Origin of the sequence: Enterococcus sp. AZ129 (assembly GCF_051714505.1) — a bacterium.
In the GTDB taxonomy this organism is placed as follows: domain Bacteria; phylum Bacillota; class Bacilli; order Lactobacillales; family Enterococcaceae; genus Enterococcus; species Enterococcus faecalis.
Genome location: NZ_JBIORY010000001.1, coordinates 1,076,996 through 1,092,880, shown reverse-complemented (window position 1 = coordinate 1,092,880; position 15,885 = coordinate 1,076,996). Strand labels below are relative to the sequence as shown.

General features: G+C 37.8%; 12 protein-coding genes. 5 read left to right on the top strand and 7 right to left on the bottom strand.

Features of this window, described 5'->3' with window-relative positions; all coding sequences use genetic code 11:
• Window positions 1–766: 766 nt before the first annotated feature.
• On the bottom strand, window positions 767–1,426 hold the full coding sequence (locus tag IGJ90_RS05485) for a hypothetical protein (RefSeq protein ID WP_438768316.1): 660 nt from the start codon (window positions 1,424–1,426) through the stop codon (window positions 767–769).
• 219 nt (window positions 1,427–1,645) lie between these two features.
• Between IGJ90_RS05485 and efbA the strand changes: the two genes are divergently transcribed.
• The 3 genes from efbA (at window position 1,646) to IGJ90_RS05470 (ending at window position 4,192) form a co-directional block, all read left to right on the top strand.
• Window positions 1,646–3,358 carry a fibronectin-binding protein EfbA gene (gene efbA, locus IGJ90_RS05480; protein WP_002366534.1) on the top strand — a complete coding sequence of 571 codons (1,713 nt, stop codon included), beginning with the start codon at window positions 1,646–1,648 and terminating at the stop codon, window positions 3,356–3,358.
• Between the two features lie 155 nt (window positions 3,359–3,513).
• Window positions 3,514–3,777 (top strand): hypothetical protein, encoded by a 264-nt coding sequence (locus IGJ90_RS05475; RefSeq protein WP_002381957.1) that lies wholly within the window; start codon window positions 3,514–3,516, stop codon window positions 3,775–3,777.
• Between the two features lie 73 nt (window positions 3,778–3,850).
• Window positions 3,851–4,192, top strand: a complete 342-nt coding sequence (locus IGJ90_RS05470; protein ID WP_002391631.1) for an iron-sulfur cluster biosynthesis family protein — start codon at window positions 3,851–3,853, stop codon at window positions 4,190–4,192.
• Between the two features lie 38 nt (window positions 4,193–4,230).
• Here the strand turns inward: IGJ90_RS05470 and IGJ90_RS05465 are convergent, their stop codons facing one another.
• From IGJ90_RS05465 to IGJ90_RS05455, 3 genes are all read right to left on the bottom strand, one after another.
• On the bottom strand, window positions 4,231–4,689 hold the full coding sequence (locus IGJ90_RS05465; RefSeq protein ID WP_002357887.1) for a DUF441 domain-containing protein: 459 nt from the start codon (window positions 4,687–4,689) through the stop codon (window positions 4,231–4,233).
• Between the two features lie 473 nt (window positions 4,690–5,162).
• Complete coding sequence (locus IGJ90_RS05460; protein WP_025186595.1) at window positions 5,163–6,212, bottom strand: oxidoreductase; 1,050 nt, start codon at window positions 6,210–6,212, stop codon at window positions 5,163–5,165.
• A gap of 24 nt (window positions 6,213–6,236) precedes the next feature.
• The gene (locus tag IGJ90_RS05455) at window positions 6,237–7,670 is read right to left on the bottom strand and encodes a glycoside hydrolase family 1 protein (protein WP_002366531.1); all 1,434 of its coding nucleotides are present in this window, start codon (window positions 7,668–7,670) and stop codon (window positions 6,237–6,239) included.
• 242 nt (window positions 7,671–7,912) lie between these two features.
• On the opposite strand from IGJ90_RS05455, the gene IGJ90_RS05450 reads away from it, so the two are divergent.
• Window positions 7,913–8,626 (top strand): GntR family transcriptional regulator, encoded by a 714-nt coding sequence (locus tag IGJ90_RS05450; protein ID WP_002366529.1) that lies wholly within the window; start codon window positions 7,913–7,915, stop codon window positions 8,624–8,626.
• Between the two features lie 270 nt (window positions 8,627–8,896).
• Window positions 8,897–9,427 (top strand): DUF5067 domain-containing protein, encoded by a 531-nt coding sequence (locus tag IGJ90_RS05445; protein ID WP_002384665.1) that lies wholly within the window; start codon window positions 8,897–8,899, stop codon window positions 9,425–9,427.
• 32 nt (window positions 9,428–9,459) lie between these two features.
• Here IGJ90_RS05445 and IGJ90_RS05440 read toward each other — a convergent pair whose 3' ends face one another.
• The 3 genes from IGJ90_RS05440 to IGJ90_RS05430 are packed head-to-tail and all read right to left on the bottom strand — an operon-like array spanning window position 9,460 to window position 15,884.
• Window positions 9,460–10,425, bottom strand: a complete 966-nt coding sequence (locus tag IGJ90_RS05440; protein ID WP_002366528.1) for a LacI family DNA-binding transcriptional regulator — start codon at window positions 10,423–10,425, stop codon at window positions 9,460–9,462.
• A gap of 15 nt (window positions 10,426–10,440) precedes the next feature.
• Complete coding sequence (locus tag IGJ90_RS05435; protein WP_438767714.1) at window positions 10,441–13,716, bottom strand: GH36-type glycosyl hydrolase domain-containing protein; 3,276 nt, start codon at window positions 13,714–13,716, stop codon at window positions 10,441–10,443.
• 17 nt (window positions 13,717–13,733) lie between these two features.
• Entirely contained in the window at window positions 13,734–15,884 is a 2,151-nt protein-coding gene (locus IGJ90_RS05430) for a glycoside hydrolase family 3 N-terminal domain-containing protein (RefSeq protein ID WP_438767712.1), read from the bottom strand.
• Window position 15,885: the final 1 nt, after the last annotated feature.

Below are 15,885 nucleotides of genomic sequence, written 5' to 3'. Positions count from 1 at the left end.
GCGGCGAGTATACGCAGCCTGCATCTACTCTGTCACTTCGTGCCAATCGTAGTGCTTGTCAGGATTTAACTGCGACGAGGATCACAACTTTGGTGAGAATCGCAGGAGCACTTTTCTACGATTGTGACAACGTTCTCTTCGTTCACCTTGTACTACTCATCATCTACTCTGTCACTTCGTGCCAATCGTAGTGATTCGTAGCAAAAAACAACGACTTATCCTAAGTGTTTAGGAGTGGTCGTTGTTTTTATGCAAAACAAAAACCACATAGATGGGTCCTCTATGTGGTCGTTTTTTCTTCTTGAATATAACCAGCATAGATACACTTTTTAGAATAAGTCTTCTAAAGTTGTATCTATGAAAGAATCATACATACAACTATCTACGCCAGTTTTGCCATGATTGGTGCATTTCTTTTACGTTAGATAATTGTGTCATGTATTTTCCCTCCTAGTTATGTTGTTAAAGGTAGTCTACACTATATTGATTTTGTTCGTCAAGAAAAAGTTTTTATTTTCTTGCATTTCTTTTACTTCTAAAAAACGAGCCACTCTTATGAGAGGCTCGTTTTTCTTTATTTCAGCATATTTACCACTTAATTGTTTCGGTTTCTTTCAATTTTCACGGGAACTTTAACTGCTTGTTTTTGCGATTGAATCAGCCATAAACTTACTAAAATCGTCATTGAAATTACTAATGCCATCGAAAATCCCCTCTTTCTAATTCCTTAAAACTTTCTACAATCTAAGTTTAACATAGCTAGCTATTATTCACCAGTTTCTGGTACTGTATCAGTGCTTTCTGTCGTCGTTTCAGTAGATTGAGCAACGCCAGTCGTGCTGGTCGTCGTCTGTGTTTCAGCGGTCTTTGCTGCTTCTTTTTCAGCTTCTTGGGCCGCCTTTTGTTGGTCTTTCAAAACGCCAGCCATCGGTAATCGATTTAATTCTGGTATTAATTGTGTTTTTAAATCCATAGATTTTTCGACAACCGTCCGTGTCTTTTCTTTGCCTTTTTCAAAGAAAATAAGCGTAATCTCATCGCCGCTAACATTGTATTGCTCTTGTGCTTTGCCAGCATTATAAATTAACGGATAGATATACAGCGAACGATGAAATTCATTCATTTTATCTGAATTAAACAGCTTCACCATTTGATCGTATTGCTTGCCAGACGGTTTAGCAAACATGACTGACATGGCTCCTGTTTCTTGGATTTTCTTGTCTGCTGTTTTGTAATCTAAGACACTGACTTTCTCTGATTTGATGGGTCCTGCGACTAACGATTCAACTTGAGCAGCTCGAATATTTTTTTGCATCGTTGGAATAAAAATGATTGAGCCAATTATTAATACTAATGCTACAATAGCGGTAATCATTAACAGTTTTCTTTGTCTTAATTCATAAAGTGCCTCTTTTAGTTCTTCCATAAAATTATTCAACTTCTAATCGCTCCTCGCTTTTAGTTCTTATCTATTATACTAATCATTTTCTTTCTTGCCTACCCTTGCGCTTTAATTACTAAAAAAACCAGCAAACTTCCCCAGCTTTCTAAGGAAAACCCAACTCCTTTTTAACAAGCTTCTTTCTTAAATTCAAAAACTCCGCTATAATAAAGCTATTAGTCGGAAAGAAACGAGGGATTTATTATGTCATTTGATGGCGTATTTACTCATAGCATGGTTCATGAGTTGACAGAAACACTCGTAAGTGGCCGGATTTCAAAAATCCATCAGCCTTATGAAAACGAAGTCGTTTTAGTCATTCGTGCGAAAGGTAAAAACCATAAATTATTATTATCAGCACATCCTAGTTATGCGCGCATACAACTATCTACAATTACCTATAGCAATCCGGAAACACCTCCTAATTTTGTGATGATGTTACGAAAATTTCTGGACGGTGCCATTTTAGAAACGATTCAACAAATAGAAAATGATCGCGTGATTCACTTCACCTTTTCAAAAAGAGATGAACTAGGTGACTTACAAAATATTGTTTTGATTGTTGAATTAATGGGACGTCACAGTACAATCGTTTTAGTTAACCAATCTTCTGGAAAAATCTTAGATGCGATAAAACACATTGGAATGAGCCAAAATAGTTATCGTTCGTTGCTTCCTGGAGCAACTTATATTGAACCGCCAAAACCAATGGGACTTAATCCGCTCACGGCCTCAAAAGAAGAAGTCTTTGCGCTTCTTTCTACAGCTCCTGAATTAAACGGACGCTATTTACAACAACATTTCCAAGGTCTAGGCAAAGATACAGCAGACGAATTAAGTGCCCGTTTACTTGCACAACCAAATGAAAAAATGGCCATCTGGACGGAATTTTGGTCCTCAGTCACTGAAGCTGTTGTACCGACATTAACAGTTACTGAAAAAAAAGAATATTTTACGCCCATTCCTTATCAATCATTAGTTGGTGAACAAACAACGTATCCGACACTCAGTGAATTACTAGATGCCTTTTATTCTGGTAAAGCAGAGAAAGACCGTGTCAAACAACAAGGCGGCGAACTAATTCGCAAAATTGAAAATGAACTAAAAAGAAATCAAAAGAAACTTAAAAAATTACAACAAACCTTAGCCGATACAGAAAACGCTGAAAATTACCGTCGCGACGGAGAACTATTAACAACCTTCATGGCACAAGTCCCAAAAGGAACCACCGAGGTGGAATTACCAAATTATTATGAAGAAAATGCACCGTTGCGTATCTCGCTAAATCCTGCACTTTCACCTAATCAAAATGCACAAAAATATTTTCAAAAATACCAAAAATTGAAAAATGCTGTCCGAGTTGTTAAGACACAAATTCAGCAAACACAACAAGAAATTTCTTATTTAGAGTCAGTTGTGGCACAACTTGAAATTGCGACACCAATGGACATTGAAGTGATTCGTGAAGAACTGATTGAACAAGGCTATTTAAAACGTAAAAAAAATAAAAAACAAAAACAGCCGAAAAAAAGCCAACCCGATCTTTTTTATGCTACAGATGGCACACCTATTCTCGTTGGAAAAAACAATTTGCAAAATGATCAATTGACTTTACGAACCGCTAAAAAAACTGATTATTGGCTCCATGCCAAAGATATTCCTGGATCTCATGTAATTATTCGTGACGCACATCCTAGCGAAGAAACCCTTACTGAAGCCGCACTTCTAGCAGCTTATTTTTCAAAATATCGACTTTCTTCACAAGTGCCTGTTGACTATGTCCAAGTAAAACATGTGCATAAACCCAATGGAGCAAAACCAGGTTATGTGATTTATGAAAACCAACGAACGTTATATGTGACGCCAACAGAAGAATCGATCAAAAAAATCCAGCAAAATAAGGCTTCTGCTTCCTAATTATATTAAACTAAAAAACAACGTACTGCCGATTGATCGTACGTTGTTTTTTTGCATTGGCAAAGACATTTATCAAGTGATAAATAACACAAGTAAGCTCAATTAGTTTACAAACTAGCCATTTCTCTCTATACTGACTGTTGGAGGTGAAATTCATGGTCTTTTTACACATTATTTTTGGGATGTTTGCCTTTATTGGCGCTTTAGGTTTAGGTGTCGCCTTCCGCGATAGCTTTACAGAACTTTCAACACCAAAGAAAGCAGCGATTATTTTATCTTACGTAGGTGCGATTGGTTCAACAGTCCTAGGGTTCACATCAGCAACAAAAAATCCATTTGTTTTAGCTGCAACAGTTGTCTTAGTTGTCGCCTTTTCTATTGCTCTTTTCAAAAAAAGCAGTAAAGAAACAAGCAAATAACAAAACCTTTGAAGAGCGGCATAGCGACAAGCTACCCTCTTCCTTTTACATACTATTTAAAGGAGTGAGGCAAATGTCTCTGACTATTTCTGAAGAAGTAAAACAACGTTTAGCCCCTTTCTTAACTGAAACGAACACCTTCTTGTTGGTAGCAAATGACGGCTCTAATCCTTATTCTTCCGCAGAAGGTTGTTGTATGATTGGCGATCGTTTCATTATCGTTCCTGTTGATCAAGCAGAAGCGCCTTATACCGAAACAATTGCTAATGATTCTTTTCACGTCTATACTTCGACGTATGACCAAATGTTTTTAACAGGGCATTTACAGCTAGTGATTCATCCGAATGCGGGAACCATTACTTTAAAAAATGAAAGTGGCATATTAGATAGTAATGTGGACATTTATCAACACTAAAAAAGCAAACAAAACGTTTACGCGTTTTGTTTGCTTTTTTAGTGTTGAAAGGCTTGAAAGGTAGTAATGATTACGTACATCATCCCCGATGCAATAATCGGACCAGCTGCAATTCCTTTTAAAAAAACGACGCCAAGAATCGTTCCAAAAACTAAGGCCACCGTAATCTCAGGCGATTGATTAATTAAACCTACTCCTTTTGAGGATAAAACAGCCACCAGAATTCCACAAAGTATCCCCAGCCATCCCATCGGTGTTTTGAATGATTGAATTAAATCCTTTAAGCCAATTTGTCCTGTAGCAATCGGGACTAAAATGGTAATTGAAATAATTGTGACGCCTAAATTAATGCCTTTATCTGACAACCACGACATGATTTTCGCACTATTTGGTAAAGCTTTTAAAGCAAGCACAACAACTGACGCAATTAATAAACTTTGATTTTTTGCAACAAACGCAATCAAGGCAATCAGTAGTAAAAAAAGCCAACTTTCCACTGGTTGTCCTCCTTTCTGATTTGGTTCTTTCGTTAACCAAACTTTCTTGTCTTTCCTATTTTAGCAAAGAACCTCTTTAATTACCATTCAGCTTCAGTAATTATTGTCTTTTTCACCCGAATCTTGCTTAGAAAAAACGAGTTAAAAATTAATTTTTTCTCATAACAAGCCTTTTTCTCTTTGAAAAATTATTTTATGAAGTATACTAATATTAACTATAAAGTAGTTTACTTGCATTTATACTGGATATTCGATATCCTATTTAAGGCTCTTCAATTGAGCGAGCATCACAAAAGACATTTTAGTAGCAATTCTTGGGGAAGTAGTGCTACTAAGATGTCTTTCCTTTTTTTATTTTTACTAACAATATACGTTTCTTATATTAAAATTCACAATTCTTTATAAATAAAAGCGCCTGCCCCACAGTTGTCTGGACTGTGGGGCAGGTGCTTTTCAAGTCATTTAAACACGCTTTAGTTTTCTTTCAAACGATAAACACTTGGACTTGGGTTAAGGAAACCTGCTTCTAAAATTTCGATGTTAGTTAATGCTTGCTCTTCAGTTACTAGTTGCGGTGCACCATTTTTCAACGTTTCATAAACGGAATCATAATAGCGACCGTAATCACCTATAGGCGTTTTAATTTGTTTTTTAATCCAGTCGCCATTGCCATTACGGTAGGTCACTTCTCCATAATACATTGGTGAATCTTCTCCAAAGCCTGGTGCATCTGGCATGATTCCGGCTTTTAAATCATTTTCTTGTTGATCTTCGCCATATTTGATGAACGAGCCATTGCTGCCATGAACAATAAAACGTGGATACGGACTAGCGACAGAATGATTCGTTTTAACTTTTACTTTTAATTTTGAACCATAATGTAAATCAACGTCAAAATAATTATCAACTGCCTCGCTCACTTCATTATTACGAATATCATAAGTGACTTGATCTGGACGCCCGAAAAGAGCAATCATGCGATCCATTAAATGAATGCCTAGTCCGTAAAACGAACCATTTTCTTTAGGTCCTTGTTCCGTGATACTTCCTGGTCGATAATAATCAATATGTGTTTCCACTTCATTGATTTCTCCTAAAAAGCCTTGCTCCACTACTTGCTTCATCGCTAGGTAATCGCCGTCGAAACGTCGATTTTGATAAGGCATCACTACTACCCCTTTTTCTTGCCCTAAAGCAAATAATTCCTCTGCATGTTCTAACGTATCACAAAATGGTTTTTCCACAATCACTGATTTACCAGCTAAAATGGCTTGTTTGGCTAAATCATAATGTGTATGCGCAGGCGTACAGATTGTGATCAATTCAATTTCTGGATCCGTCAATAATTCATTAAGGTCAGTGGTAAAATTTACGCCTTTTTCTTTAAAGGGCGCCGCTGCTTTTTCATTAACATGTAAATCGAAAATTGTTTTCACTTCTAGTGTTTCTCGAATCATTACGTAAGGTAAATGGTAACGATTGGCACTTTTACCAAATCCAATAAACCCCATTTTTACTGTCATATTTTCCACACTCTTTTCTTATAATTAGATAAGTCCATTTGTTTCAATGACTTTTTGATACCAATAATAACTGTCTTTCGGGATTCTTTCTAAGGACCCTTTTTGTGTTTCATCTTGATCCACATAGACAAAACCATAACGCTTTTGATAGCCGTTGAGCCACGACAGTAAATCGGTGTAACTCCATGTACAATAACCAATAACTGAAACACCATCCGTAATCGCCTCTTGAATCGCTTGGATATGGCTTCGCAAATAATCAATGCGATACGTATCATGAATTTGTTTATCTTCTGTTAAGGTATCATATTCGCCTAACCCATTTTCAGTAATTAAAATAGGCACTTGATAGCGACTAGCTAATCGTCGTAAGGCAATTCTCAAACCTTGCGGGTCAATGGCCCAATCCCAGTTCGTTCGTTCAACATATGGATTATTTACTTTTTTAAATAGCCCCGGTACCCCAGATTCCGTTTCAGAACCCTTTTCACCCGTTGTATTCATCTTCCCTATTCCGACGCCATCTAATGGATTAGCAGCAACCGTATCCGTCCGATAATAATTAATACCTAGAAAATCAGGTTTGGCTGAACGTAGTAACGCTAAATCTCCCTCTTTTATCGTTGGGGCCACACCTTGCTCCTGTAAGTAATTTAATGCGGCAATTGGGTATTCTCCCCAAAGATAGACATCTAACCAAAAATGCGACAGCAAATCTTCTGCATTTTCAGCCGCTAATACATTGGCAGGATGCGCATCAACGGCATAAACAGGCGTATAAGCAAAGCTAGGGCCAATTTTGCCAGGCATTTCTAATTCATGAAACGCATTAATCACTGCTGCATTGGCTAGATTAGCAATATGATTGGCCTCATACATCCGTTTATTGTCTGTTACGCCGGGAGGATGCACGGCTAATTGATAACCTAACGAAGTAAACACATTTTGTTCGTTTAAACTAATCCAATAGCGAACTTTGCCACGGAAAGCGTCAAATAAAATTTTCGCATAGGCCACAAAATCATCAATAATTTTTCTTGATTCCCAGCCACCATATTCTTTTTGCAAAACAGCTGGCAAATCCCAATGATATAAAGTTACCATTGGTTCAATTCCTGCCGCTAATAACTCATCAATTAAATCTGAATAAAATTTCAGTCCCGCTTGATTTACTTGACCACGCCCTTCAGGTAAAATTCGTGTCCATGCAATCGAGAAACGATATGCTTTTAAACCTTGTTGTTTCATTAAAGCCACATCTTCTTTGAAACGATGATAATGATCGACGGCTAAATCGCCAGTTGTCTCTTTGAACGTTTTTCCTGGTAGCCGAACAAATTCATCCCAAACAGATGCGCCTTTGCCGTCTTCATTCCAAGCACCTTCTACTTGATAAGCTGCCGAAGCAGAGCCCCATAAAAAATCTTGCGGAAATGCTTTTAGTTGGTGATGTTCCATTGTCATACCTCCCTCTTTTCTGTGCTGCCCTTTTATTGTAAAAGGTTTTCACAAAAAGTACCAATCAGATCAATAAGTTCTTCTGTTTACTTTTAAAACTATATAGTTTTAAAAAGAATAAGTCAACTACTTTTATTTAAGTACTTGATTATTAAGTTGTTACGTTAAAAATAAATATATAGTTTTAACATGTTAAATTCATGGTATAATGAGAGAAATACTGGTGATAAAGGAGGACTCTGATGCGGACAAATACACGTTATAAAGAAATTTATGCAGCTATAAAACAGGATATTGAAGCAGGTGTTTATCCAATTAATCAAAAGTTACCCCAAGGTCGTCTTCTTGCAGAAAAATATCAGGTCAGCGAACTAACCATTACAAAAGCCTTACATTTGCTTGTGCAAGAAGGTTATGTTGTCAGACGACGTGGCTCGGGCAGCTTTGTTCAAGACTTTCAAAATCGAACCATTACTAAATTTTCTCCGTTAACCGGCACTTACTCAACCTACGATGGAAAAGTTGAATCCGTGGTTTTAGGCTTTGCAACAGAAGTACCTGAGCCTTGGGTGACTGAAAAATTAAGTATTACAGAAGAAGAGTTAGTCTACAAAATTATTCGTTTACGGATTATCGAAGATGTGCCCTCAATTATTGAATATACTTGGATGCCCGTTGCCCTAATTCCGAACTTGACAATGAAAGAATTGAAAGTCTCCATTTATCAATATATTTCGGAACAATTGCATCAAAAAATTCAAAGTGCGCGGGTCAGCATTTCTGGGATCCGTCCTTCTGCGTTGGAAAAAAAATATTTAAACTTAACCGATAATGATTTCCTGATGCGTGCAGAACAAATTGCTTACCTAGGCAATGGGCATATTTTTGAATACTCAATTGCGAATCATATTCCTAGTGAATTCACTTTTGAAACTGTCTTAATTGCAGAAAAATAGAAAACTTTTATGTTGCCATTTCTCATTTCTAACAAAACGATCTCTTTACTTTGAGCCAATACTTTTTGTTAGAAATGTTTTTCTGCTAGTTAAAAATATTTTTCAAATTATATTTCCAAACATGAATTTTGATAAAAGTATTGCTATTTACTAGAACTACGATTAAAATATTGCTTGTAGCACTCTTTTTTATATAGATACAAGCAATTTGTTTTTTACATAGTCAATCAACCAAAGTGAGGACTTTATATGAGGAAACCCTACATTTTAATGAGCTTACTCGTTCTAAGTACCTTATTAAGTGCTTGTTCAACTGTAAGTGGCAGCCCAGCAAGTCAAAGTGCGCCCGCACCTGATGAAGTGTTGGCGACAAGTATTGGGACGTATGAAAATCGAACATTGTTGGTTCCAGATGGTCGTTTAGCCTTAACTGCCTTGCATAAAGGAAAAGATTATCAAGGCAAACCAATGTTTTATGTCCTGTTTGAATTAACCAATACAACCGAAAAAACACAAAATATTCAGCTAATGATTCAAAGTTTTATGGAAGTTAGTCAAACTGTCCACGGAAAAGCCCAAAATTTACAATATGCAGTCTTAACAGATTCACCTTTCCAAGACAAATTAGATCGTTTAGCAGATGAAATCAATCCTGGTGAAACAATTCAAGGCGCTTACCCGTATGAATTTATTAATGAGAACAAGCCGGTCCATTTTAAATTTAGAGATCGCCTTCTCAGTCTGGATGAACCCATTGCATCAGAAGAAATTACCATTACAGAAAAAAGTTTGGTCCGCTAGCTTAGCTAGCATTGGACCAAACTTTTTATTTATTATTCAGATGGAAAAGATTCTCCTTCTATAAAACGTGTGTAAATGTGTTCGCTCTCAGCAAGTTCTCCCCGCATTAAATGAATAATTTTCTCTGCAGCCACCATGCCCCATCGATGTTTAGAATAGGCAATTGTTGCTAATCGCGGTTGCACAAACGCACCTAGTTCAGAATTATCAAAACCAATCATCCGAATGTCTTTCCCCATTTGGTAATTTGTTTCTGCAACATATTTATAGACACCGATCGCCATTTCATCATTAAAAGCAAAAACATCGACTGGTTCTGTCTGTGGTTGACTCAAAATTTTTTTAGCAGCCGCATAGCCAGAAGGTTCGGTAAAATCGCCTTGGATAATTTCATAAGGTATCCCAAAACGAGTTAATTCTCGTGTACTAACAGCCAATCTTTCTTGGCTATCATAACCTTGTTCTGGTCCAGAAAGCAGAAGAACTTTTTTTGAACCCACATTGACAAATTGCTCAATTGCCTGCGTGGCACCGCCACGATTATCCAAGAGAACTTGCCGAATATTCCTATGCTCAGTGGTTCGATCAAGGACAACGATCGAATGGCCTCGTTCAGCAAACTTTTCAATTTCTTTTGTTGGAAATGTCCAATCTAAAATAATTGCCCCATCCACCATTTTTTCAGGAATGAAAAGATGTGACTTTTTACCGCTGCAGACAATCATCTCATAATCAAACAGTGCTAAGCCTTTCTTAATTCCCTCCAACAATTCACCATAAAAACTACCGCCATAATCGGCCAAATAGACACCAATAATATTAGTTTGACGACGTTTTAATGTGCGAGCGGCCATGTTAGGAACATAGTTTAGCTCTTCAGCAATTGCTTGGATGCGCGTTCGTGTTTCTTCAGTTACCTTTGAACTACCATTCAATGCGTAAGAAACGGTCGAGATTGATACGCCTGCTTTTTTTGCAATATCTTTAATTCCTACCATGGACTACTCTCCTTTCTAATGGTAAATTTCAATAACACTTGCTTCATTTAATAATGAAAGCACCTCGTCTTTTTGAACTTCCATTCCCCCTTCTCGATAAGGGTTTTCTTCAAACTTAAACGGAACCTCTTGACCATCGATAACTATTTTCGCTGACTGATTTGGGTAAAATTTATATGTGACAGGTTTATCAAACAATTGGTAAGTTAGTGCTAAACCAGACAATTTTTCTGGTAACACGGGATCAAAAACCACACTTTGGGCCTTTTGCCGAATCCCTAAAACAGCTGTAATTAATTGATTTAAATAAATTCCCGGCCCGCTTGAATAAATTCGCCAACCACCTTTTACCCCAATACTTCCATCTTTTAGTTTACCAAAATTTTCTTGTGATTCATACCTTGTTTTAAAATCGCCATCGGAACTACTAAAATAGGCATTGGCTTGACGTAACTCTGCATTGTGAACCACTTCTTTTAATTGAACTGGATTGATTTGCATTAATGCTTGCCAGGTTTTGTCTCGCTGACCAATTTTCGCCATCGCTTCTGTATAGCGAATGTGCGCATGAACATACTGTAAGCCAATTTCGCGACCAAAATTAGCCGCCTGTTCTGCTCGTTTAAAATTAGTGCTCACACCGCCTCGATAGTTCGCTGGTTTGTTCATTAAACGCACGCCATCAGGAAACGTTAATTCTTTTTCAATAATTTCTAAATGATGACTTACTTGTTCCGGTGTTAATAATTCGGCTAACATACTACGGGTCATTGGCAATAATCGATATTGAATCCCTGTTTTTTGGTCATTTGGGTGAATCATTTGTTCAAAAGTTTCTGGCGTTTCCATATAAATAAACCCTGGAATCGTTTCATCCGCCAACATATATTTTTGAAAATCGTTCTTTATTCCTGCGACTAAAATTGCTAAGTGCTGACTATAAGTAGCATCGATTTCCGTAATTAAAGCCGCAAATTTTTTCAACACTTGATACGTTAAGGCAACGGTCCAACTACTAGCCATTTGCTCTTTAAGACGATTATCGTAAGGTTGTAACGTGTCATCCCAATCGCCGTCACCATAACAGGATAGAAAAGTTTCTGGTAAAAAATGTTGTTCAATATAATTTATTTCTTTTTTCAAATGTTCAAATAAAGATGCTGTTTCTTTTGTTTTGTGATTATCTTTGCGACTTGTATAAGGGATTTCCGTAGCTAAGATTGAATAATCTGCGGTTTGTTCCAAATAATCAGTCACTACTTTCAATGGCCAGACGATAATATCGCCATGGCTTTCACTGGCTTTTTGTTCTTCGTATCGGTCAAACATAAACCATTGCGGCCAGTTGCCATCGTCCTCAAATTGATTTTCAAATAGATGCTGAATAATGGAGGCCACGATCTTAGGCTGTTGCGTCGCAAAGAAAAATTCTGTCGGTCCTTGCGACACATCTCGTGTGCCCCAAGCTGCTCCACCATATTGTTCTAAGCCATGTGGCGACAAATAATGAACGAGCATATTATGAGTATACCAACGAGTTAATTGATTCATTTGCTGCACACTTGAGTCTGTGTGTGTTAACTCAAAATGATGCAACAAGCCATTAATGAATGCCAAATATTGACTTTCTGCTTTTTCAAAATCTAATGGTGTATTAACTAATGCTTGGTCCTCTATACTGCCCGTAATAAGTAGTGAAAATTTTTGGGTCTTTTCGATTGCCAAGACTAATAAGTCTGCTTCAGCTCCACCAAATAATGTGCTATCGGTTACTTGAAATGATTTATCAACTGTCAATGCATAGGTTAGTTCTGGGTAATAATTTTCTGTAGCAGAATGATTTCCCGTCACTCGAAGCGTTTTGCCAGTTTGTTCTAATTGATAGGTTGGTACTTCTTCCGGTCCTAATAACAAATGGTTAGAAACAGCCCACATATATGCATCCTTTTGACTGGTCACTTCCAATTGAATCACTCTTGAATCAGGCGAAGTGAAGGTGCGTACTCGAATTGTATCCTTTGGCAACTTATAATACCACGTAGCAGAGTTCAACCCCATTTCAAAAGCAGAAGGCATTGTTAGTAAGCGCCATAAGCCATTCTCTAAAATGTAGATTCGTTGACCAGAGCGTTTCATAACGTTTAAAGCGTTTCGGCTATTACTCATTAATTTGTTCATGGTCGTATTTCCTAAAACTACTTGTGAATTGAAAATGCCATACATATACACTGTTGTACTAAGCAAAGGTTCATCAACCGTTAAGCCTTTACCACTTAATAAAATGTGGCCATGCGCTCTTTCCATGGCAATTTCTTTTTCTTGAAGAACAACGTGATGGTAATTTTCCGTGAAAAAGGAATACGTCTGACCTGCTACTTTTTCAATTTGTGTCTGAAGGGGATAAAGTGCGGCCAACTCTTCTTCTGTCAATGGATTTCCTGTGATAGGTTCTCCTAAAAGTTTCGTAGGATAGTCCTGTGTTTCTTCTAATGAATCGAATGTCACAGTTTCATAAATAGCTTGTAAGTCTTCTTTCGATAAAAAAGGTTCAGCTAATGCTTGCGGATGTGTTTCTGTTACCGCACCATAAAAAACAAATTCCTTACTTTCATTCGTTAATTGGACGGCTTCCGTTTGTAAAGCGGTGTAAGCAAATTCATATTGATAGACTTCATTTGCTAAATATCTTTTCCCCAATGCTTCTGGTGTGTTTGTTTGTTTAAATGAACGTCCGAAAAATTGATAACCGTCCGTTGAGTAGCCTGCTAATTTTTGAAAACTCCCTTGAATAAGGGCTGGAAACTTCTCATTTTGCGGTTGATTTTGTCTTGATAAAACAACAAGCTCTTCGCCCTCTTGCCAAATGTGATGATCAAGATACTGCGACACATACGCTTCATTTGACTGAACGGCTCCTTTTGTCGCTAAGCCAATATCTTGACCATAAACAATATCTACTAAGCCAGTTCCAGTGACATTAACCCGCCAGAACCATTGATTGCTTGGCCCCAAACGAAAGTCAACTTGGTAACGAACCGCTTCAAATTCACCCCGCCATGTCAATTGGTTATCTGAAAGATAAAAATCACTTTGACTGTTGGAACCAATCATTGGTCGATAATTAATTGTGTCCCCTGTAATTATCCGCAAATAGAGTTGGTTCATACTGCCGTCTAAAGGATTGCCTTCTAATTGATTAATCATCATGCCACAGCTATTCAATTCTTTTAAATCACCTGTCTCTAGAAATGTAGCAACTGTGTCTGCTTGCTTAAGCTTCTTTATCTGCATAACTTATCCTTCCCATCTTATTCATTTAACGTGACTGTTGCGGTTTGTACATCGCGACTATTTCCACCAATCATTACGATAAATTCACCTGCATCACTGGTTACCTGATTGTCTGAATGAACATAACGCACCATATCCTCTGAAAGAAGAAACTGAACTTCTTTTTCTTCCTTTGGTTCCAGCCAAACTTTTTGGAAATCTTTTAACTCTTTAATTGGGCGAACCACTTGTCCCACCAAATCACGTACATAAAATTGCACGGTTTCCTCTCCAGCGATTGGACTGTCATTTCTTACTAAAACAGAGACAGTGACTGGTTGTTCTTTGGTAAATGTTAATGCACTTAGTTGAATTGGTTGATAAGAGAAATGACTATAACTTAAGCCAAATCCAAAGGGATATTTAGCGTAATTGGAGACATCTAAATATTTAGAAACATATTTTTCTTCTGGTGCTGACTCATAAGGACGCCCAGTATTGTCGACATTGTAAAAAATTGGCACTTGACCAACCGTTTCTGGGAACGACATACTTAAACGACCACTTGGATTGTACTCTCCCCACAAAATTTCTGCTAGCGCATTGCCCCCTTCTGTTCCAGGTTGCCAAGCTTGCACAATTCCTTTTGCAACATCTATCCCTTGTAAATCTAAGGGCCGGCCACTGTAGACCGTGACAACAACATTGGGATTTTTCTCAATAATTTGTGCCACTACTGCTAATTGTTTTTCGGGTAGACGAATATCACTGCGACTGGCAGCTTCCCCACTCATCCAATCTGTTTCGCCTAGTGCCACTACTACTTTATCTGCTTGACTAGCTAACGTTAAAGCCTCTTCAATGGCCGCCGCGGTCGGTTCAAAGTAATCAAAGGGTTCTTGGGCAACTAGAAGATTTGTAGTTAATTTTTTGGCCCCAGCCACGAGGGAAATGGCTTCTTCTTTCTTTCCTTGCCATGACCAAGCCCCTAAAATATCTTGTGATTGGGCCCCTGGGCCGACAAGCGCGATTTTTTCTTGCGGCGTAAAAGGCAAAATATTTTCATTTTTTAAAAGAACCATTGATTTTTGAGCAATCTTTTTAGCTATTTCTCGATGCTCTTTGCTTAAAATCACTTCTGCTTCCGCTTGTTCATCCGCACCACGATAGGGATTTTCAAATAAGCCTAGCTCATTTTTTAGTTTTAAAATTCGCATAACTGCTTCATCAATAAGTGTTTCAGCAATCCGGCCTTCTTCAAGTAATTCTTTTAAATAATCTGGATAACACGTGGTCATCATTTCAATATCTACACCAGCTTTGATAGCCAATTCTGCTGCCTGTTTTTCATCTTTGGCAACACCATGAGGAATTAATTCTTTAATCGCTCCCCAGTCTGAAATCACAACTCCTTCAAAGCCAAATTCATTTCGTAATACGTCTCTAAACAGCCATTGGTTGCCTGTAGCAGGAATCCCATCCACTGTATTGAAGGACGTCATGACAAGTTTTGCACCCGCATCTAATCCAGCTTTATAGCCAGGTAAATACATTTCTCTTAGCTGCCGTTCAGACATATCTACCGTATTATAATCCCGACCAGCTAAGGCACCACCATATGCCGCAAAGTGCTTCACGCACGCGGCTACTCGCCAATTGTCCTCTTTTAAATTTTCTCCTTGGTAACCTCTAACCATTGCAGCAGCTAAGCGACTGTTGAGTAATGGATCTTCACCTGTTGACTCCATGACACGTCCCCAACGTGGATCGCGCACTAAATCAACCATTGGTGAAAAGGTTACATGTAATCCTGAAACAGCAGCTTCTTTTGCTGAAATCTCCGCCATTTTTTCAACCGCTGCTTCATCCCAAGTGCTTCCTAAAGCCAAAGGAATCGGAAAGATGGTTCTGAAACCATGAATAATATCCGCCATTAAAAGTGTTGGAATATTTAATCGATGATTTTGCATATATTCTTTTTGAACACGTTTTGCTTCATTTGCACCAGAAACACCCAATGTTGTCCCCGCCGTATCAATCGTTTCTTGACTTAGTCCTAGCTCTGACATAGGGCCGGTCTTTTCTTCTGCTTTATCTGAATAAAACGCTGCTGCTAATTGTAATAATTGATTAATTTTCTCATCAATTGTCATTTCTTCGACTAATTGAATCAGTTGATTTTCTTTCATA

Excerpts from the sequence above, each read along its gene's own strand:
- IGJ90_RS05460 (WP_025186595.1), bottom strand. The coding sequence starts at position 6,212 with ATGACAGTAAAAATGGGGTTTATTGGATTTGGTAAAAGTGCCAATCGT.
- IGJ90_RS05475 (WP_002381957.1), top strand. The coding sequence starts at position 3,514 with ATGGTCTTTTTACACATTATTTTTGGGATGTTTGCCTTTATTGGCGCT.
- IGJ90_RS05485 (WP_438768316.1), bottom strand. The coding sequence starts at position 1,426 with ATGGAAGAACTAAAAGAGGCACTTTATGAATTAAGACAAAGAAAACTG.
- IGJ90_RS05445 (WP_002384665.1), top strand. The coding sequence starts at position 8,897 with ATGAGCTTACTCGTTCTAAGTACCTTATTAAGTGCTTGTTCAACTGTA.
- IGJ90_RS05430 (WP_438767712.1), bottom strand. The coding sequence starts at position 15,884 with ATGAAAGAAAATCAACTGATTCAATTAGTCGAAGAAATGACAATTGAT.
- IGJ90_RS05470 (WP_002391631.1), top strand. The coding sequence starts at position 3,851 with ATGTCTCTGACTATTTCTGAAGAAGTAAAACAACGTTTAGCCCCTTTC.
- IGJ90_RS05450 (WP_002366529.1), top strand. The coding sequence starts at position 7,913 with ATGCGGACAAATACACGTTATAAAGAAATTTATGCAGCTATAAAACAG.
- IGJ90_RS05455 (WP_002366531.1), bottom strand. The coding sequence starts at position 7,670 with ATGGAACATCACCAACTAAAAGCATTTCCGCAAGATTTTTTATGGGGC.
- IGJ90_RS05435 (WP_438767714.1), bottom strand. The coding sequence starts at position 13,716 with ATGCAGATAAAGAAGCTTAAGCAAGCAGACACAGTTGCTACATTTCTA.
- IGJ90_RS05440 (WP_002366528.1), bottom strand. The coding sequence starts at position 10,425 with ATGGTAGGAATTAAAGATATTGCAAAAAAAGCAGGCGTATCAATCTCG.
- efbA (WP_002366534.1), top strand. The coding sequence starts at position 1,646 with ATGTCATTTGATGGCGTATTTACTCATAGCATGGTTCATGAGTTGACA.